Below are 20,721 nucleotides of genomic sequence, written 5' to 3'. Positions count from 1 at the left end.
CGAAAAAGATGGATGAGGCTGATTTCCTTGATTGAAAAACGCACCAGCGTGGTGGGGATTTACTGGGTGGAGCAGGTTTTTGTCAGTGGGGCCAAATGGGACCGCTGCGCGGTCCCAGCCTTTACAGCGCCTCCAGTTCCGCCATCAGATCCGACAAGCGATCCACCTTGGCCTCGTCGACCCGCTTGTCCTGCTGCCCTTCGATATACGCCGCCAGCGCCTGCAAGGTGTTCAGCTCGAACATCGCCCGCAGCGGCACATGGCAGCCCAATTCCTTCTGCACCCGACTGACGATCTGCGTGGCCAGCAGCGAGTGCCCGCCCAGCTCGAAGAAGTCGTCGCTCATGCCGACCTTCTCCACCTTCAGCACCTCGGCCCAGATCGCGGCCAGTTGCTGTTCCAGCTCGCTGACCGGCGCCACATAGGCCGCATGGGCATGGCCGATATCCGGCTGCGGCAGGGCCTTGCGGTCGAGCTTGCCGTTGGGCGTCAGCGGCAGCTGTTCAAGGAACAACCACTGGGTGGGCACCATGAAGCCCGGCAGGTCCTGGGCCAGCGACGCCTTGAGCTCATGGGCCGGTTCATCTGCGCTGACCACGTCCTGCCCGGCCACGATCCAGGCCACCAGTTGCGTGCCGTTGGCGCTCTCGCGCGGCAACACCACCGCTTCGCGCACCGCCGGCTGGCGCAGCAGCAGGGCTTCGATCTCGCCCAGCTCGATACGCAGGCCGCGGATCTTCACCTGATGGTCAATACGCCCGAGGTAGTCGATCACCCCATCGGCGCGGTAGCGCGCCAGGTCGCCGGTGCGGTACAGGCGCGCGCCCGGGGTGAACGGATCGGGCACGAAGCGCTCGGCGGTCAGGTCAGGACGCTTGTGGTAACCACGGGCCAGGGCATCGCCGCCGACATACAGCTCGCCCGCACTGCCCACCGGGCAGGGTTGCAGGTTCGCGTCGAGCACGTAGGTGCGCACGTTGGCGATCGGCCGGCCGATGGCGGCGATGGTGCTGTCCACCGGACCGTCGATGCGCAGGCTGCTGGTGTCGATGGTGGCTTCGGTCGGGCCATACAGGTTGTACACCTGGCCGCCCCACTGCTCGCGCAGCTGTTCCACCAACGCAGCGCTCAGCGCCTCGCCGCCGAAGGCCAGGGTGCGCAGGGAATCCAGCTGGCCGGCCTGCACACCCGGCAGCAGGGCCTGGAGCACCGACGGCGCCAACTGCAGGATGCTGACGGCATGCTCGGCCACCTCGTTCCACAGCAACGACAGGTCGTCGCTCAGCGCCGGGCTGGCCAGGACCAGTTGCGCACCGTTGATCAGCGGTAACCAGAACTCCCAGACCGAGGCGTCGAAGCTGAACGCGGTCTTCTGCAGCACACGATCCCGTGGCGTCAGTTGCAGTTCGTCCTGCATCCACAGCATGTGGTTGGCCAGGGCGCCGTGGCGGATTTCCACGCCCTTCGGCCGGCCGGTGGAGCCGGAGGTATAGATCACGTAGGCAAGGTTGTCCGCGCCCAGGCTCACCTGCGGCGGCACGGCTTCGGCCAGGTCCTGCCAGTCGATCAGTTCGTCCAGGCTCAGGCTCTGCACGCCCGGGTTGAGCGGCAGGTCGCCCAGCAGCGAGGACTGGGTCAGCAGCAGGCGGATGCCGCTGTCGCGGACCATGTAGTCCAGGCGCTCGCGCGGGTAAGCCGGATCGAGCGGCACGTAGGCGCCGCCGGCCTTGAGGATCGCCAGCAGGCCAACCACCATCTCCAGACTGCGCTCCAGCGAGATGCCCACCAGCACGTCCGGGCCGACATCCAGTGCCACCAGGCGATGGGCCAGGCGGTTGGCCTGGCGATCCAGCTCGGCATAGCTCAGTTGCAGCTCGCCCAGGATCAGTGCCGGCGCCTCTGGCGTCGCTTGTACCTGCGCCTCGATCAGGTCGTGAACGCAGGCCTGTGGATAAGCCACCGCCGTGGCGTTCCAGTCGTGCAGCAGGTGCTGGCGCTCGGCTTCGTCGAGCAGCGGCAATTCGCCCAGCAGCGCCTGGCCGTCGCTGGCAAGGGCCAACAGCAGGTGTTCGAAGTGACGTACCAGTTGCGTGATGGCGGCCGCGTCGAAGTACCGGCGGTCGTAGCTCAGCGCCAGCGACAACTGCTCGCCGGCCTCCACCGCCAGGGTCAGCGGATAGTGGGTCTGCTCCTGGTTGATCACCCTGGCGAAGCTCGGCGCACGCGGCGATGCCTGTTGCAGGGCCTCGGCGATCGGGTAGTTCTCGAACACCATGATCGAATCGAACAGCGCCTCGCCACCCCAACCGGCCCAGCGCTGCACTTCGTACAGCGGCGTGTGCTCGTGCTCGCGCAGGGTCAGGTTGAGCGCCTGCACTTCTTCCACCCAGTGCGCCACCGACTGTTCGGCACGCGGGCTGCCGACCACCGGCAGGGTGTTGATGAACAGCCCGAGCTGTTCTTCGACCCCCGGCAGGTCCGCCGGACGCCCGGCCACCGTGGCGCCGAAGGTCACCGTGGCATGGCCGGTGTAGCGTTGCAGCAGGAGCATCCAGCTGGCCTGCAGCAGGGTGTTGAGGGTGACCCGCTGCTCGCGGGCGAACTCGCCCAGTTGCGCGGTGATCGCGGCGCTGAAGTCATGGCGCAGTTCACCATGGCCCTGCCCCGCCTCGGCCGCGTGGAAGCACGGCGCCAGGCGGGTCGGTGCGTCCAGTTCGGCCAGCTGGCCGCTCCAGAAGCGTTCGCTGGCCGCGACATCCTGGCGTTGCAGCCAGTGGATGTAGTCCGTGTAGCGACCGCTCGGCGCCGGCACCACGTCGCCGTGATAGCGCTGCAGCACCTCGCCGAACATCCGCGAACCACTCCAGCCGTCCAGCAGGATGTGATGGCAGGTGAACACCAGCTGATGCACATCGTTGTCGGTGCGCAGCAGGGTCAGGCGCAGCAGGCATTCGCCTTCGAGGTCGAAACCGCGCTGACGGTCAGCCTCGGCAAACGCAGCGACGGCCGCGTCGAGATCACTACGACCACGCCAGTCGTGGATCTCCAGCGGGATCGCGACCTGCTTGCGGATCACCTGCAACGGCTGGCCCAGGTGGCTGACGAAGTTGGCACGCAGCACCTCGTGGGCATCCAGCACCGCCTGCCAGGCGGCGCGGAAACGCTGCTCGTCGAGACCACGCACTTCGGCGCGCATCTGGTTGACGTAGCTCGGCGAATCTTCCTCGTACAGGCTGTGGAACAGCATCCCCTGCTGCATCGGCGACAGCGGGTAGATATCGGCGATGCCCGCGGCCTGCGGCAGGCTGTCCAGCTGCGCCTGGTCGAGACCGGCCAGGGGGAAGTCCGACGGCGTCACGCCGCCCGCCTTCGCGTCCAGGCAGTGCTCGATCAGTTGGCGCAGCTCGACGCCATAGGCATCGGCCAGGCTCTGCACGGTGGCGCTATTGAACACTTCGCCACTGAAGCTCCAGAGCATTTCCAGTTGGCCGTCGAGGACCTGGCCGTTGATCGCCAGCAGGCTGTCCAGCGGCGACTCGTCGCCCTGACCCTGGCCGCTGCCTTCACCGGACGGCGCCAGCAGCGCATCGTCACCGGCGAAGCTGCCATCCAGCTGGCCGAGGTAGTTGAACACGATCTGGCCCTGAGGCAGCGCCGCCAGTTGGCGCTGTGCCGACTCGTCACCGAGCCAGCGCAGCACGCCATAGCCGAGGCCCTTGTGCGGGACCGCGCGCAGTTGCTCCTTGACGGTCTTCAGCGAGGTCGCCAGATCGGCGGCAGCGCTGAGCTTCACCGGGTACATACTGGTGAACCAGCCGACGGTGCGGGTGGTGTCGATACCGTCGAACAGCTCTTCGCGACCATGGCCTTCCAGGCGCACCAGGGTGTCGTCCTGTCCGGTCCAGCGTCCGATCACCCGCGCCAGGGCGGTCAGCAGCAGGTCGTTGATCTGCGTGCGGTAGGCCGCCGGGGCGTCCTGCAGCAGTTGCCGGGTCAGACCGGCATCCAGACGGGTGCTGAGGGTGACTTCATGCTTGTGCAGACGACCACCGTCGGCGTTGTCCAGCGGCAGCGCTTCGCTGACGCCCGCAAGCTGCGCCTGCCACCAGTCCAGCTCGGCGGCCAGCGCCGGAGTGGCGGCCCAGGCTTGCAGTTGCTCGGCCCAGGCCCGCACCGAGTGGGTCTTGTCGGCCAGCGCGGCACCGTTGTAAGCCGCTTGCAGGTCTTCCAACAGAATGCGCCAGGACACCCCGTCTACCGCCAGGTGATGGATCACCAGCAGCAGGCGCTGTTCGCCCTGCGGCAGGTTGACCAGCAGGCCGCGCAGCAGCGGGCCATCGACCAGGTCGAGGCTGCGCTGGGTTTCATCGCACAGCGTCCGCACGCCGTCGCGGCTGTCCAGTTCGCGGACCCACAGCAACTCGCCGGCCGCCGCGTCGCGGAAGCTGGCGTTGCCGTCGACGAAGCTCAGGCGCAGGGCGTCGTGGTGCGCCACCAGGCGCTGCAAGGCGTTTTCCAGGCGCGCGGCATCCAGCGCCACGGTCGGGGTGAACAGCACCGACTGGTTCCAGTGATGACGCTCGGGCACCGGGCTGTCGAAGAACCAGCGCTGGATCGGCAGCAACGGCGTCGGCCCGCTCAGCGGTCCCTGCTCGATACGCACCGCCGACGTGCGCCCGGCCACCTGGGCGATGCCCTGGATGGTCTGGCGCTGGAACAGGTCCTTGGCGCTGAACAGGATGCCGGCCTGGCGGGCACGGCTGACCACCTGGATGGAGATGATCGAGTCGCCACCCAGCTCGAAGAAGTTGTCGGTGATGCCGACCTCCTCCAGCTTCAGTACCTCGGCCCAGATCGCCGCCAGTTGCGCTTCCACGGCGGTGGTCGGAGCGACCACGGCGTCCCGCGCCTGATTCAGGTCCGGCTTGGGCAGCGCGCGGCGGTCGAGCTTGCCGTTGGCGTTCACCGGCATCTGCTCCAGCCAGACGAAGTGGCTCGGCACCATGAATTCCGGCAGGTGGACCTTGAGGTGGGCCTTTAGGATTTCCTTGAGTTCGGCGGTGTCCTGGCTCAGGTCACGGGCGACCAGATAGGCCGCCAGCTGCTTGCCGTTGGGGCCGTCGATATCGATGACACTGGCCTCGCGCACTGCCGGGTGTTCCTGCAGCCGCGCGTCGATCTCGCCGAGCTCGATGCGCAGGCCGCGGATCTTCACCTGGTGGTCGATACGTCCGGCGTACTCGATGGTGCCTTCGCCACGGTAGCGGGCCAGGTCGCCGGTGCGATACAGGCGGCCGCCGTCGGTGGAGTACGGGTCCGGCACGAAGCGTTCGGCGGTCAGTGCCGGGCGGTTGTGGTAGCCGCGGGCCAGGCCGACGCCTCCCAGGTAGAACTCGGCAGCACAGCCCGGCGCGGCCGGCAGCAGGTCGTCCTCGAGGATATGGGTCTTGATGTTGTCGATCGGATGGCCGATCGGCACGTAGCTGTCGTCGAGGGAACAGGTCCAGTGGGTGACCTCGATCGCCGCTTCGGTCGGTCCGTACAGGTTGTGCAGGTCGGCGTGGGGCAGTCGCTTGAGCACCTGGGCCGCCAGTTCCACTGGCAGCGCCTCGCCGCTGCACATCACCCGGCGCAGGCTGGTGCAGCGTTCCACGTCCTCGTGAATCATGAACGCCTGCAGCATCGACGGCACGAAGTGCACGGTGGTGATGCCGTGTTCGCGGATGGTCGCCAGCAGGCGATCCGGGTCGCGGTGCTCGCCCGGCTGGGCCACCACCAGACACGCGCCGGCCAGCAGCGGCCAGTAGAACTCCCAGCCCGACACGTCGAAGCTGAACGGGGTCTTCTGCAGCACACGGTCGCTGGCGTCCAGCGGGTAGGCCTTCTGCCCCCAGTGCAGGCGGTTGATCACCGCACGATGACTGTTGCCGGCGCCCTTCGGCTTGCCGGTGGAGCCCGAGGTGTAGATCACGTAGGCGAGGTTGTCAGAGACGCTGCGCGGTACCGGGTTGGCGTCGCTGTACGACGTCAGATCGAGGCAGTCCAGGCTCAGCGCCTGCACCCCGGCCGGAATCGGCAGGCGCTCGCGCAGCGCTTGCTGGGTCAGCAGCAGTTGCACGCCGCTGTCCTCGATCATGTAGGCCAGGCGATCCTGTGGATAATCCGGGTCCAGCGGCACGTAGGCGGCGCCTGACTTCATGATCGCCAGCAGGCCGATGACCATTTCCAGGCTGCGCTCCACGGCCAGGCCGACCAGGGCATCCGGGGTCGCGCCCTGCTCGCGCAGCTTGTGCGCCAGCTGGTTGGCACGGCGGTTGAGCTGGGCATAGCTCAGTTGCTCGCCGGCGAATACCAGCGCCGTGGCGTCCGGGGTCGCGGCGGCCTGGGCTTCGAACAACTGGTGGATGCAGCTCTGGCCCGGGAACTCGGCGGCGGTGGCGTTCCAGTCGCGCAGGATGCGCTGCTGTCCCGCGTCGTCGAGCAGCGCCAGCTCACCGATGCGCTGTTGCACATCAGCACTCATCGATTGCAGCAGGTGCTGCCAGTGCGCGGCCATGCGGGCGATGGTGTCCGCCTCGAACAGTGCGGTGGCGTAGGTCAGCGACGCGCTCAGGCCGTCGTCCTGCTCCACGGTGTGCAGCATCAGGTCGAACTGCGCGGTGTGCTTCTGCGACGGTACCGCTTCCAGGCTCAGGCCGGCCAGTTGCGGGGCCAGCCGTGGCGCCTCGCTCTGGTGGTTGTACATCACCTGGAACAGCGGGCTGCGGCTCAGGTCGCGCTCCGGTTGCAGGGCTTCCACCAGTTGCTCGAATGGCAGGTCCTGATGGGCCTGGGCGTCCAGGGCATGGCGCTTGACTTGTTGCAGCACGGTGGCGACCGAGGCCCGGGCATCGAACTCGGCCTTGAGCACCTGGGTGTTGACGAAAAAGCCGATCAGCGCCTCGGTCTCGGCGCGGTTGCGGTTGGCGATCGGCACGCCGACGCGCACGTCGGCCTGGCCCGAGTAGCGGTGCAGCAGGGTCTGGAACGAGGCCAGCAGGAGCATGAACAGGGTCACGCCCTGCTCCCGGGCAACCACGTTCAGGCGCGCGGCCAATACGGGGTCGACACGGAAGTTGAACTGCGCCCCCGCCGTGCTCTGCACCGGCGGCCGCGGGTGGTCGACAGGCAGCTCCAGCACCGGCTGCTCACCACCCAGTTGCGCGGTCCAGTAGGCCAGCTGGCGGGCGGTCTCGCCGGCTTCCATCCACTGCCGTTGCCACAGGGCGAAGTCGGCGTACTGGATCGCCAGCGGCGCCAGTGGCACGTCTTCGCCCCGGCTGTAGCCGGCGTACAGGCGCATCAGTTCGTCGACCATGATCGGCATCGACCAGCCATCGGTGACGATATGGTGCTGGACCAGTACCAGCACATGCTCGTCGGCGTCCAGGTGGAGCAGGCGCACCCGCAACAGCGGACCGGTTTCCAGGTCGAACGGCCGTAGGGTCTCGTCCTCGATGAACAGGCGGACCTGTTCTTCACGGGGCAGGTCGGACGCCGGCAGTTGCTCCAGCGCCAGCACGAACGGCGCCGGCTCGTGAATGATCTGCACGGCCTGGCCGCCGTCCTGGCGGAAGGTGGTGCGCAGGGTTTCGTGGCGGCCGATCAGGCTTTCGAAGCTCAGCTCTAGCGCGGCGATATCCAGTGCACCACGCAGGCGCAGGGCAGCCGGCATGTTATAGGCGGCGCTGTGCGGCTCCAGCTGCCAGAGGAACCACTGGCGTTGCTGGGCATAGGACAAAGCCAACGGCCGGCTGCGATCCGCTTTGCTTATCGCTTGCAACTTGCAGCTTGCAGCTTGTTCCGCCTGACGGACAAAGCCGCGCAGGTCTTTCGCTTCGAACAGGCTGCGCAGGGACAGCTCGATCTGCAGGGCCTGACGCACGCGGGAGATCACCTGGGTCGCCAGCAGCGAGTGGCCGCCCAATTCGAAGAAGCTGTCGTCGAGACCGACGCGTTCGATCTTCAGCACGTCGGCCCAGATGGCGGCCAGTTGTTGCTCCAGTTCGCTGACCGGGGCCACGTAGGCGGTCTGCGACAGGCTGGTGTCGGGTTGTGGCAGGGACTTGCGGTCCAGCTTGCCGTTTGGCGTCAGCGGCATGGCGTCGAGCTTTATGAAATGCGTCGGCACCATGTAGTCGGGCAGGTTGGCCTTGAGCGTGGCCTTTAGTTGGTCGACGTTGATCTCGCTACGCGGGACCAGATAGGCGGCGAGCTGCTTGCCTTGCGGACCGTCGATATCGAGGACCACGGTTTCACGGACCGCCGGATGTTCCAGCAGGCGGGTTTCGATCTCGCCCAGTTCGATGCGGTAGCCGCGGATCTTCACCTGGTGGTCGGCGCGGCCGACGTATTCCAGCACGCCATCGGCGCGACGGCGGGCCAGGTCACCGGTGCGGTACAGGCGCTCGCCCGGGGCACCGAAGGGGTTCGGCACGAAGACCGGGACGGTGCGGCGGGTGTCGCTGACGTAGCCACGGCCGACGCCGGTGCCGGCGACGCACAGCTCGCCGACGGCGCCCAGCGGCACCAGTTCCAGAGCATCGTCCAGCAGGTAGATCAGGTTGTTGTCGGTCGGGGTGCCGATCGGCAGGTAGGTGCTCCGGGTCGATTCCAGATCCACGCGGAAGAAGGCCACGTCGTCCGAGCATTCCGCCGGACCGTAGGCGTTGACCAGGCCGATCTGTGGATAACGCAGCAGCCATTGTTTGGCCAATTCTGGCGGCATGGCTTCACCGGTCGGCAGCATCCAGCGCAGGCCGTCGAGGTTGACCCGCTCTTCGGCCAGCAGGCCCTGGATCAGCGACGGGACGCTTTCCAGCACCGTGATGCCCTGCTGTTGAACATGGGCCAGCAACACCTGCGGATCGCGGGCGATGTCGTTCGGCACGATATCTACCCGGGCACCGAACAGCGGTGCGGCGAGGAACTGCCAGACCGAGATATCGAAGCTCTGCGAGGCGGTCTGGGCGATCACGTCCTTGTCGCTCAGATCGAGGTACGGCACCTTGCTCAGCTGGTTGTTGAGCATGCCGCGCTGTTCGACCATCACGCCCTTCGGCAGGCCGGTAGAACCGGAGGTGAAGATCACGTAGGCCAGGTTGTCCGGACGGCTGTAGCGGCCTGGATTGTTGGTGGCATCGCTCTGCTGGACCTGTTCCCAGACCAGCAGTTGCACGCCTTCCAGGCCAACCAGCAGTTCACGGGCTTGGGCTTCACAGGCAGCGCTGCACACCAGCACCGGCGCCCCGCTCTGCCCGATCACGCCGCTCAGGCGCTGGTTCGGCAGCGCCGGGTCCAGCGGCAGGTAACCCGCACCAGCCTTGAAGCTGCCGACGATCATGCCCAGCAGGTCCGGGCCGCGTTCGGCCAGCAGCGCGATCGGCTGGTCGAAGCCCGCGCCCGCAGCGATCAGGGCATGGCCCAGGCGGTTGGCGGCAGCGTTGAGTTCGACGTAGCTGTGCCGCTCGCCGAGATAGCTGACCGCAACTCGCTGCGGATGCAGCGCCACCTGTTCTTCGAACAAGGACACATAGCTGCGCTCCAGCGGATACTCGCGAGCACTCTGATTGCAGCCCTCGGTGAGGAATTCACGCTCGGCCTCACCCAGCAGCGGCAGCTCGGCCATATCGCCATGGAAGCCCTGCACCAACGCCAGCAGCAGGCGCTTGAACTCGGCCAGCATGCCCTGCACGGTGCCTTCGTCGAAGTAACGCTGGTCGTAGGACAGGTGCAGCCCCAGGTCATCGCCCGGGTAGCACACCGCGGTCAGCGGATAGTTGGTGTGGGTCCGGCCGGAATCCGAGGTGGCATTCAGGCTCTGCGCCCGATCCAGCACCGAGACTTCCACCGGGGCGTTCTCGAACACGAACAGGCTGTCGAACAGCGGCATGCCCTTGGGCAGTTCGCTCAGCTCCTGGATATTCACCAGCGGCAGGTATTCGTACTCGCGCAGTTGCATGTTGCTGTCCAGCAGGCCGTTCAGCCACTGGCGCACGCTGCGCCGCTCGCCGTCGGCAGGCAGGCCGACGCGCAGGGCAATGGTGTTGATGAACAGGCCGACGGTGCGCTGCATCTGCGGCATGTCCACCGGACGCCCGGCCACGGTGACGCCGAACAGCACGTCGCGGTCGCCGCTCATGCGCCGCAGGGTCAGGGCCCAGGCGGCCTGGGCGAAGGTGTTGACGGTCAGCTGGTGCTGCTGCGCCAGTTCCCGCAGGCGAGCGCCATCAGCCATGTCGAGGCGGGTGTAGACATCACCCACCACCATGCCGCCATGCTCCCCGGCATGCTCGCGCAGGTACGGACGATCGCTCGGGATCGGCGTCGGCCGCTCGAAGCCGCGCAAGTTGTCGCGCCACCAGGTTCGCGCCTGCGCAAGGCCACGCTGTTGCAGCCAGCCGATGTAGTCGCGGTAGCGCGGTGCCGGCGCCAGCTGGGCGTCACGGCCTTCGCCGAGGGCCATGTAGAGGTCGAAGAAGTCGTTCATCAACAGCGAACGGCACCAGGCATCGATGAGGATGTGGTGGTTGCTCATCATGAACCAGTAGCTGGCCTCGCCGACGCGGATCAGGCGCAGGTGGAACGGCGCCTGGTGCAGCAGATCGAAGCCGGCCTCGCGCTCGTGCTTGTGCAGGGCCTGCAGCTTCGGCTCCTGCTCGTCGGCCGGCACGTCACGCCAGTCGAGGTATTCCACCGGGGTGTCGCCCGGCTTGTGGATCACCTGCAGCATGCCTTCGCCGATATCCCAGCAGAACGACGCACGCAGCGCTTCGTGGCGGGCGACCACGGCCTGCCAGGCGCGGGTGAAGCGCTCGGGATCGAGGTCGCTGTTGATGCGGTAGCGGTCCTGCATGTAGTACAGGCCGGTGCCCGGCTCCAGCAGGGTGTGCAGGAGCATGCCTTCCTGCATCGGCGTCAGCGGGAATACGTCCTCGATCTGCGCTGCCGGCACCGGCAGCGCATCCAGCTCGGCCTGGGTCAGGCTGGCCAGCGGGAAGTCGGACGGCGTAAGGCCGCCGCTGCCGTCGGCAACGCAGTGCTCGACCACCGCCTGCAACTGCGCCAGGTAGGCGTTGGCGATGGCCTCGATGGTCGCCACCTGATGGCGCTCGGCGCTGAAGGTCCAGCGCAGCACCAGTTCGCCCGCATAGACCTGGGCATCGATGCTCAGTTCGTTGGGCAGCGGCGCTTGCGGGTCATGGGCGGTGCCGGCGGACGCCTCCAGCGGCCGGAACAGCGCATCGCTGGCGAAGCTCTGGTCGAACTGGCCGAGGTAGTTGAAGGTCACCGGTGCTACCGGCAAGGCCTGCATGGCGCCGCGGCTGGCGTCGTCGCCAAGGTAGCGCAGCACGCCGAAGCCGAGGCCCTTGTGCGGTACTGCGCGCAGTTGTTCCTTGATCGCCTTGACCGATTCCGACAGCTCGCCGGCCGGGGTCAGGCGCAGCGGGTAGGCGCTGGTGAACCAGCCGACGCTGCGGGTCAGGTCGATCTCGTCGAACAGGGTTTCGCGGCCGTGGCCTTCCAGCTGGACCAGCGCCGACGGCTGCTCGGTCCACTGGCAGAGCACGCGGGCCAGGGCGGTCAGCAGCAGGTCGTTGACCTGGGTGCGGTAGGCACTCGGCGCCTGTTGCAGCAACTGGCGGGTACGCGGGGCATCCAGGCGCACGCTGACGCTGTGGGCATGACGGTTCTGCTGGCCACCCGCCGGGTCGAGGCCCGGCAGCGGCATGCCGGTGTCGCCCAGCTGGGCTTGCCACCAGTTGCGTTCTTCGCGCAGCGATTCGCTGCCGGCATAGGTGCGCAGGCGCTGCGCCCAGTCGCGCATGGCGCTGGTCTTGGCCGGCAGCGGCAGTTGCCGGTAGGCGGACTGCAGGTCTTCCAGCAGAACGCGCCAGGACACGCCGTCCACCACCAGGTGATGGATCGCCAGCAGCAGGCGCTGCTCGCCCTGCGGGCCGTCCACCAGCAAGGCACGCAGCAGCGGGCCGTGTTGCAGGTCGAGGCTGCGCTGGGTCTCGTCGTACAGCGCGGCGCAGTCGGCCATGTCGTTGACCTGGGCGACCCGCAGCAGCGCATCGTTGCCGTTGCGGAATTCAGCTTGCCAGGCGCCGGCCTGCTCGCGGAAACCGAGGCGCAGGGCGTCGTGCTGCTGTTGCACGGCTTGCAGCGCCTGCTCCAGCAAGGCCGCATCGAGGGTCTGGGTCGGCTCCAGCAGCACCGCCTGGTTCCAGTGCTGGCGGTTGCTGATCGGCGTTTCGAAGAACCAGTGCTGGATCGGCGTCAGCGCCGATTCACCACTGAGCAGGCCCTGTTCGGCGCGGACCACTTCGTGGGTGGTGGCGACGGCCGCCAGGGTCTGCACGGTCTGGTGCTGGAACAGGTCGCGCGGGCTGAAGTGGATGCCGGCCGCACGGGCACGGCTGACCACCTGGATCGACAGGATCGAGTCGCCGCCCAGTTCGAAGAAGTTGTCGTTGAGGCCGACCTGGGCGACGTTGAGCACCTCGCCCCAGATACGCGCCAGGCTCAGTTCCAGTTCGCTGCTCGGTGCCACGTACTGCTGGCGGTTCAGCTCCGGGTCCGGCGCCGGCAGGGCGCGGCGGTCGAGCTTGCCGTTGGCGGTGAGCGGCATGGCCTCCAGCAGGATCAGGTGGGTGGGCACCATGTAGTCCGGCAACTGTGCCTTGAGCGCGGCTTTCAGCTCATCGCGCAGGTTTGCCTGGGCCGCCTCGTCCTGGCTGGCCACGTCGCTGACCAGGTAACCGGCCAGTTGCTTGCCGGCCGGGGTGTCCAGCGCCAGCACCACCGCTTCGCGGATGGCGGCATGGTCGAGCAGGCGGGTCTCGATCTCGCCCAGCTCGATACGGAAGCCGCGGATCTTCACCTGATGGTCGACCCGGCCGATGTATTCCACCTGGCCGTCGGCGCGCTGGCGCACCAGGTCGCCGGTGCGGTACAGGCGCCCGCCTTCACGGGAGAACGGATCGGCGACGAAGCGTTCGGCGGTCAGGCCCGGACGCTCGTGGTAACCCACGGCGAGGCCGGCCCCGCCGACATACAGCTCACCGGTGGCGCCCTGCGGCACCAGGGCCAGGTCGGTGTCGAGGATATAGGCGACCCGCGCCCCCACCACGCTGCCGATCGGCACGCTGGCCTGGCCCTCTTCCAGCTCGGCCGGCGACAGGCAGGCCAGCGGCATGACCACGGTTTCGGTCGGGCCATAGGCGTTGAAGAACAGCTCCGGCGCGAAGGCCGCGCGGATGCGCTGCAGATGCTCGCCGGTGAGCGCCTCGCCACCGGTGATGCACATGCGCACCGGCAGTTGCTGCCCCTGGGTGGCTAGGAACTGCGCCAGCTGGCTGCCGTAGCTCGGGGTGAAGCCGAGGATGTTGACGCCCTGCTCGCGGATCAGCGTGCAGATTTCCTCGGCGTCCCACTGGCCCTGGGCACGCAGCACCAGGCGCGCACCGGTCAGCAGCGGCACCAGCAGGCGCTCGGTGGCGGCGTCGAAGTTGATCGAATAGAAGTGCAATTCGCAGTCGTCCGGGCGCATGTCGAAGCGCTTGATCACCGCCTGGCAGTGCATGGCGATCTCGCCATGGCTGACCACCACGCCTTTCGGCAGGCCGGTGGAGCCGGAGGTATAGATCAGGTACGCCTGGTGCTGCGGCAGGTTGACGAACGGCGGCTCGCTGTCCGGGTAGGACGCCAGTTGCGCCGCGTCGTCCTCCAGGCACCAGCGCGCCACGCCTTCAGGCAGCTCGCCGAGGGCGTCCAGCAGCGTGGTGTCGCTGAGCAGCAGGCGCACGCCGCTGTCCTGGATCATGTAGTGCAGGCGTTCCAGCGGGTACTCCGGGTCCAGCGGCACATAGGCGCCGCCGGCCTTGAGGATCGCCAACAGGCCGATGACCATCTCCAGCGACCGCTCCAGCGCCAGGCCCACCCGCACCTGCGGGCCGACGCCGCGTTCGCGGAGCATCCAGGCCAGGCGGTTGGCCCGGGCGTCCAGTTCGGCGTAGCTGAGGGTTTCGCCACGGAAGGTCAGCGCGCCGGCCTGCGGATCGGCTTTCACCCGCTCGCTGAACAGGCTGTGGATGCACTGGTCGAGGCGTTGCTCGCCGGCTTCGGCGCCCAGGCTGTCGATCAGTTGCTGGCGCTCGTCGGTGGCCAGCAGCGGCAGTTCGCCAAGGCGCTGTTGCGGATCGGCCAGCAGCGCCTGCAGCAGGTTGCGCCAGTGTCCGGCCATGCGCGCGATGCGCGGTTCATCGAACAGGTCGGTGCTGTAGGTCAGGCAGCAACCCAGGCGGTGGTCCAGCTCGGTGACTTCCAGGTTGAGGTCGAACTTGGTGGCGCGGGCATCGTTGACGATGTACTCCACGGTCATCCCGGCCAGCTCGCGGCTCTGCTGGAACTCCCAGCGCTGCACGTTGCACATCACCTGGAACAGCGGGTTGTAGGCGGCGCTGCGCGGTGGTTGCAGGGCTTCCACCAGGTGGTCGAAGGGCAGGTCCTGGTGCGACTGGCCTTCGATCACGGTGTGGCGTACCTGCTCGAACAGCTCGCCGACGCTCATCTGCCCGTCCAGTTGCACCCGCAGGACCTGGGTGTTGAGGAAGGCGCCGATCAGCCCTTCGCTTTCCGGGCGGATACGGTTGGCTACCGGCGCACCGATGCGCAGGTCGGTCTGCCCGCTGTAGCGGTAGAGCAACACGGCCAGGGCGGCGGTCATGGTCATGAACAGGGTCAGGCCGTTCTTCGCATTGAAGGCACGCACGCGGCCGGCCAGGTCGTCGCTCAGGTCGAAGCGGAACAGCTCGCCCTGGTGGCTCTGCACCGCAGGACGCGGGCGGTCACCCGGCAGCTCCAGCAGCGGATGCTCGTTGCCCAGTTGCGCGGTCCAGTAGTCCAGCTGGCGCTGGCGCTCGCCGGACTCCAGCCACTGGCGCTGCCACACGCTGTAGTCGAGGTACTGCACCGCCAGCGGTTCCAGCGGCGATGGCTTGCCGTCGAGGAAGGCTTCGTAGAGCAGGCCCAGTTCGCGGGCGAAGATGTCCATCGCCCAGCCTTCGGTGACGATGTGGTGCAGGGTCAGGACGAAGTAGTGCTCCTGCTCGCCGGCCTTGACCAGGCAGGCACGCAGCAGCGGACCGGTTTCCAGGTCGAAGGGCTTGTGCGCCTCGCTGTCGGCGAAGGCCTGCAGGCGTACCTGGCGTTCGGCGGCGGGCAGCGCGGAGATATCCAGCCACTGCATGGCCACGCCGGTCTCCTCGGAGACGTTCTGGCAGGCCACGCCGTCGATGCTCGGGAAGGTGGTGCGCAGGGTTTCGTGGCGCAGGATCAGCGCCTGCAACGCCGCCTCGAAGCAGCCGATGTCGAAGGCGCCGCTCAGGCGCGCCATGCCGCCGACGTTGTAGGCGGGGCTGTCCGGCTCCATCTGCCAGAGGAACCACATGCGTTGCTGGGAATACGACAGCGCCACCGGCTGGCTGCGGTCGACGCTGGCGATGGCCTGCTGGCTGTTGCGCTGGCCGTCGGCTTGCAGCGCGGCGACCGCGCTGGCAAAGGCGCCCAGCTCGCGGTGCTCGAACAGCACCCGCAGCGGCAGCTCGACGTCGCACGCCTGGCGCACGCGGGAAATGATCTGGGTGGCCAGCAGCGAATGGCCGCCGAGGTCGAAGAAGTCATCGGCCAGGCCGACTCGTGGCACGCCCAGTACGTCGCGCCAGATCGCGGCGATGCCGCGCTGCAGCTCGGTCTCGGGTTCGATGTGCTCGCGGGAGTGCCATTGCGGCTCGGGCAGCGCGCGGCGGTCCAGCTTGCCGCTCGGGCCGAGGGGCATCACGTCCATGCGCACCAGTTGCGCCGGGACCATGTATTCCGGCAGTTCCAGGGCCAGTTCGGCCTTGAGCCGGGCGATCTGCGCAGCCTCGCCCTCCTCGCCCGCCTCGGCGGTGAAGTAACCCACCAGTTGCGCACCGGCGGCAGTTTCGCGCACCAGCACCGCGGCCTGGCCGACACCGTCCAGGGCCAGCAGGCGCGCTTCGATTTCCTGCGGTTCGACGCGGAAGCCGCGCAGTTTTACCTGGTGGTCAAGACGGCCGAAGTACTCCAGGGCGCCATCGGCTGCCCAGCGCACGCGGTCACCGGTGCGGTACAGACGGGCACCCGGCTCGCCAGCGGCATCCGGAACGAAGCGCTCGGCGGTCATCGCGGCGCGGCCCAGGTAGCCACGGGCCAGGCCGATGCCGCCGATGCACAGCTCGCCGGCAACGCCGTCCGGCTGGGCATTCAGTTCGCCATCGAGAACGCGGCAGATCACGTTGCCCAGCGGCCGGCCAATCGGCGAACGCGCACCGTCGCTGGTCTGGCAGTGCCAGTGGGTGACGTTGATCGCGGTCTCGGTCGGGCCGTAGCGGTTGTGCAGTTGGGCGTTGGGCAGTTGCGCCAGTACGCGGTTGCGCAATTCGGCAGGCAGCGCCTCGCCTCCGGAGAAGACCCGGCGCAGACTGGTGCAGTTGGCCGTCAGCGGCTCGTCGATGAACAGTTGCAGCAGCGGCGGCACGAAGTGCAGCGTGGTCACGCCGTGCTCTTGTACCAGCTGGGCGATGCGGTGCGGATCGCGATGCTCGCCGGGTGCAGCGAGTACCAGCTTGCAGCCGGTGATCAGCGGCCAGAAGCACTCCCACACCGAGACGTCGAAGCTGATCGGCGCCTTCTGCATCAGCACGTCGCTGTCATCCAGCTTGTAGGTGGCCTGCATCCATTGCAGGCGCTCGGCCAGGGCCGCGTGGGTATTGCCCACGCCTTTCGGCTGACCGGTGGAGCCGGAGGTGTAGATCACGTAGGCGAGGTTGTCGCCGTGCAGGTGCAGACCGGGCGCGTGGCTGGGCCAGTTGTCCAGCTTGAGGGTGTCGAGGGCGATGGCGCTGACGCCGTCGGCGCTCGGCATGTCGCCCAGCAGGTGGCTCTGGGTCAGCAGCAGCGATACGCCGCTGTCGGCGAGCATGTAGGCCAGGCGCTCGCTCGGGTAGTCCGGGTCCAGCGGCACGTAGGCGCCGCCGGCCTTGATGATCGCCAGCAGGCCGATCAGCAGTTGCGGCGAACGCTCCACCGCGATGGCCACTTTCACGTCAGGGCCGACGCCCTTGTCGCGCAGGTAGTTGGCCAGGCGGTTGGCCTGGGCGTGCAGGCCGGCGTAGTCGAGGCTGCCGCCGTCCCAGACCAGGGCGGTGCGCTCGGGGCTGCGCTGGGCCTGTTCGTTCAGCAGTTCCGGCAGCCAGTGGCTGGCCGGGGTGCACGGGGCCACGCTCCAGGCGGCCTGGCGTGCGTGCTCGCTGTCGTCCAGCAGTTGCAGGTCGCCCAGGGCGATGGTCGCGTTGTCGCTGACCTGGGCCAGCAGGCGCACATAGTGAGCGGCAAGGCGCTGGATGGTGGCGCGCTCGAACAGCTCGTCGGCGTAGTCGAAGGACAGGTTGATGCGGCCGCTACGGTCTTCCTCGCTGTGCAGTTGCAGGTCGAACTTGGCTTCGCGGCTATGCCACGGCAGTTCGTCGGCGAGCAGGCCCGGCAGGCGACGCAGGGCGCCGAGGTCACGTTGCTGGTGGTTGAACATGACCTGGAACAGGCCGTGTTCGCGGGCCTGGGGGAAGGCCTCGACCAGTTGATCGAACGGCAGGTCCTGGTGAGCCTGGGCTTCCAGCGCGGCCTGACGGGTGCGGGTCAGCAGCTCGGCGAACGGCAGGCGCGATTCCAGCTCGGCGCGCAGCACCAGGGTGTTGATGAAGAAGCCGATCAGGCCCTGGGTTTCCTGGCGCGGACGGTTGGCACCCGGCACGCCGATACGGATATCGGTCTGCCCGCTGTAGCGGTGCAGCAGGCTCTGGAAGCCGGCCAGCAGGAGCATGAACGGCGTCGAGCCGTGGCTCTGCGCCGCAGCTTTCACCGCCTTGCTCTGCTCGGCGCTCAAACGCAGGCTGTAGCGCGAGGCGCTGTGCTGCTGGCGGGTCGAACGCGGGTGGTCGGTGACCAGATTCAGGCTTGGCTGTTCCTCGCCCAGTTGCTGCTTCCAGTAGTCCAGCTGGCGTTGCGCTTCACCACGGGCCAGCCACTCGCGTTGCCACTGGCCGTAGTCGGCGTAGCGCACCGGCAGCGCTTCCAGGGTCAGCGGCTGGCCCTGCACGGCGGCGGCATACAGGCGCGAGAACTCGTCGATCAGCACGTTCAGCGACCAGCCATCGGCGATGATGTGGTGCATCGTCACCAACAACTGGTGTTCCTGCTCGTCGAGGCAGACCAGCTGAACCCGCAGCAGCGGGCCGTTTTCCAGGTCGAACGGCAGGCGGGCCTGTTCCTCGCGGATGGCCTGGGCGCGTTGGCGGCGTTCGTCTTCGTCGAGGTCGCTAAGGTCGATGCGCTGGATATCGAACGGGCCGGCAGCGTCGATGCGTTGCAGGGCCACACCGTCTTTTTCGTAGAAACGGGTGCGCAGGGATTCGTGGCGTTCGGTGAGGCGCTGGAAGGCGCTGCGCAGAGCGGTTTCGTCCAGCTCGCCGCGCAGGTTGAGGCCGGCGGGGATGTTGTAGGCGCTGCTTTGCGGGTCCAGCTGCCAGGTGAACCACAGGCGGTTCTGCGCCAGGGATTGCGGCAGGTCCAGCTCGCCCGGCAGGCGCAGGATCCGCTCGTCGGCCTGGGCGCCGGACTGCGCGCCTTCCAGGGCGGCGACGAAGCCTTGCAGGGTCGGTGCTTCGAACAGCAGGCGCAGGTTCAGCTCGACGCCCAGGGCTTCACGCAGGCTGGCAACGACCTGGGTGGCCAGGATGGAGTTGCCGCCGAGCAGGAAGAAGTGATCGGCGGCGGCGATGTCCTCGACCTGCAGGTGCTCGCGCCAGGTGCGCGCCACAAGTTCGCTCAGGTCGGACTTGGCAAGGGTCGCGGCGCTGGCCTTCTCCCCGGCCGCCTGCTGCGGGAACACCGCGTAGCTGTCGAGGCTGCCGTCGGCCAGGCGGGTGCGGCAGGCGGAACGCTGCAGCTTGCCGCTGGACGTCTTCGGCAAGGCGCCGGGATTGAGCAGCACCACCACGCTCGGCGCCTGTTGATAGGCGTCGGCGACGGTCTGGCGCAGGGTCTTGATCAGTTCGTCGGCAGGCACGTTCTTCTGCACGCTGCGGCCGATCTCGGCGGCGATGCCGATGCCCTCGATACCGTCCTGGGTCACCGCGAAGGCGGCGATGCGGCCTTTGCGCACCACATCCACTTCACGCTCGATGGTCTGCTCGATGTCCTGTGGATAAATATTCTGGCCGCGGACGATGAGCATGTCCTTCAGGCGGCCGGTGATGTACAGCTCGCCGTCGCGCAGGAAGCCGAGGTCGCCGGTGCGCAGCCAGGTCTGGCCGTCGTGCTGGACGAAGGTTTTCGCCGTCGCCTCCGGGTTGCGCCAGTAGCCGTGGGCGATGCTCGGGCCACAGGCCCAGACTTCACCGACCTGGTTCTCGCCGAGCATTGCCAGGCTCTGCGGGTCGGCGATCAGCACGCCGTGTTCCGGCTGGCTGGTGCCGCAGCTCATCACCGGGCTGCCCTGCCCTGGCTCGGCAACGTTGCGCGACAAGGCCTGCTCGTCGAGGCACAGGTGTGGAATGCCCTGGCCACGCTTGCCACCGGTAACGAACAGGGTCGCCTCGGCCAGGCCATAGGAGGCGAAGAAGCTGCTGGCGTCGAAGCCGCAGCCGGCGAATTTCTCGGCGAAGGCGTCGAGGCTGTCCAGGCGGATCGGCTCGGAACCGGAATAGGCCACGCGCCAGCCGCTCAGGTCGAGACGGGCCAGGGCCGCGTCGCTGACCCGCGCCGCGCAGAGCTGGTAGGCGAAGTCCGGGCCGCCGCTGATGGTGCCCTTGTACTCGCTGATCGCTTCCAGCCAGCGCAGCGGCCGGGTCAGGAAGTAGGCCGGGGACATCAGCACACACGGCACGCCGCTGAAGATCGGCTGCAGCAGGCCGCCGATCAGGCCCATGTCGTGGTACAGCGGCAGCCAGCTGACGATCACGTCGTCCGGGTTGATATCGATGCCGAAACCGTGGCGGATGAGTTTTTCGTTGGCCACCAGGTTGCCGTGGCTGACCTGCACGCCCTTGGGCAGTGCGGTGGAGCCGGAGGTGTATTGCAGGAAAGCGATGTCGTCGCCGCTCAGTTCCGGGGCTTGCCAATTGGCGGCAGCGGCGCTGTCGAGACCGTCGACGCAGAGCAGCACCGGGGCGCCCTCGGCCTTGAGTTCGGCCACTTCCAGCAGGCTATCGCGCAGGGCCGAGGCAGTCAGGACCAGGCTCGGCTCGGCGTCGGCGATGATCGACAGCAGGCGCTCCTGGTGGTGACGGCGGTTGGACTCCGGCGGATAGGCCGGCACGGCGATGATCCCGGCGTACAGGCAGCCGTAGAACGCCGCGACGTAGTCCGGACCGCTGGGGAACAGCAGGATCGCGCGGTCGCCCAGTGCGGCGTGGCCTTGCAGGACGGCGGCGATGGTGCGCGCGCGCAGGTCCAGGTCGGCGTAGGTCAGCACGATGCCTTGGTCCTGTTCGTCGGAGAGGAAACGCAGGGCCAGCTTGTCCGGTGTCTGCGCGGCGCGACGTTGAAGGGACTGGGCCAGGGTGGCTGGAAGTTCGAACGCGTCCATGAGGGGTTCCT

At 67.8% G+C, this 20,721-nt stretch carries 2 pseudogenes; both read right to left on the bottom strand.

Features of this window, described 5'->3' with window-relative positions:
- Positions 1-121: 121 nt before the first annotated feature.
- A pseudogene (locus AC5QPF_RS09260) lies at positions 122-1,924 on the bottom strand (amino acid adenylation domain-containing protein); the annotation flags it as partial.
- A 117-nt stretch (positions 1,925-2,041) separates the two neighbouring features.
- A pseudogene (locus AC5QPF_RS09255) lies at positions 2,042-20,710 on the bottom strand (non-ribosomal peptide synthase/polyketide synthase); the annotation flags it as partial.
- Between the last annotated feature and the right edge of the window lie 11 nt (positions 20,711-20,721).

Source organism: Pseudomonas sp. Con_6 (genome assembly GCF_059379395.1).
This window is presented reverse-complemented; position numbering and strand designations above follow the sequence as displayed.